Here is a 1,085-nt window from a genome sequence, read left to right as displayed (position 1 = left end):
GTCCGCAGCTTCGGTGATACGTTTAGCCCCGGTACATTTTCGGCGCAGAGTCACTCGACCAGTGAGCTATTACGCACTCTTTAAATGGTGGCTGCTTCTAAGCCAACATCCTGGTTGTCTAAGCAACTCCACATCCTTTTCCACTTAACGTATACTTTGGGACCTTAGCTGGCGGTCTGGGCTGTTTCCCTTTCGACTACGGATCTTATCACTCGCAGTCTGACTCCCAAGGATAAGTCATTGGCATTCGGAGTTTGACTGAATTCGGTAACCCGGTAGGGGCCCCTAGTCCAATCAGTGCTCTACCTCCAAGACTCTTACCTTGAGGCTAGCCCTAAAGCTATTTCGGAGAGAACCAGCTATCTCCAGGTTCGATTGGCATTTCACCCCTACCCACACCTCATCCCCGCACTTTTCAACGTGCGTGGGTTCGGGCCTCCATTCAGTGTTACCTGAACTTCACCCTGGACATGGGTAGATCACCTGGTTTCGGGTCTACGACCACGTACTCAATTCGCCCTATTCAGACTCGCTTTCGCTGCGGCTCCGCATCTTCTGCTTAACCTTGCACGGGATCGTAACTCGCCGGTTCATTCTACAAAAGGCACGCCATCACCCGTTAACGGGCTCTGACTACTTGTAGGCACACGGTTTCAGGATCTCTTTCACTCCCCTTCCGGGGTGCTTTTCACCTTTCCCTCACGGTACTGGTTCACTATCGGTCACTAGGGAGTATTTAGCCTTGGGAGATGGTCCTCCCGGATTCCGACGGAATTTCACGTGTTCCGCCGTACTCAGGATCCACTCAGGAGAGAACGAAGTTTTGACTACAGGGCTGTTACCTCCTATGGCGGGCCTTTCCAGACCTCTTCATCTACCTCGTTCCTTTGTAACTCCGTATAGAGTGTCCTACAACCCCAAGAGGCAAGCCTCTTGGTTTGGGCTAATCCCGTTTCGCTCGCCGCTACTCAGGAAATCGCATTTGCTTTCTCTTCCTCCGGGTACTTAGATGTTTCAGTTCCCCGGGTCTGCCTTCTCATATCCTATGAATTCAGATATGGATACCACTCCATTACGAGTGGTGG

At 51.7% G+C, this 1,085-nt stretch carries 1 rRNA gene; it reads right to left on the bottom strand.

The window, feature by feature from the left end:
* A 23S ribosomal RNA gene (locus tag ACFRAM_RS28730) occupies positions 1-1,085 on the bottom strand; the annotation flags it as partial.

The sequence above is a fragment of the Paenibacillus sp. NPDC056722 genome, from assembly GCF_042790635.1.
In the GTDB taxonomy this organism is placed as follows: domain Bacteria; phylum Bacillota; class Bacilli; order Paenibacillales; family Paenibacillaceae; genus Paenibacillus_AQ; species Paenibacillus_AQ agri.
This window is presented reverse-complemented; position numbering and strand designations above follow the sequence as displayed.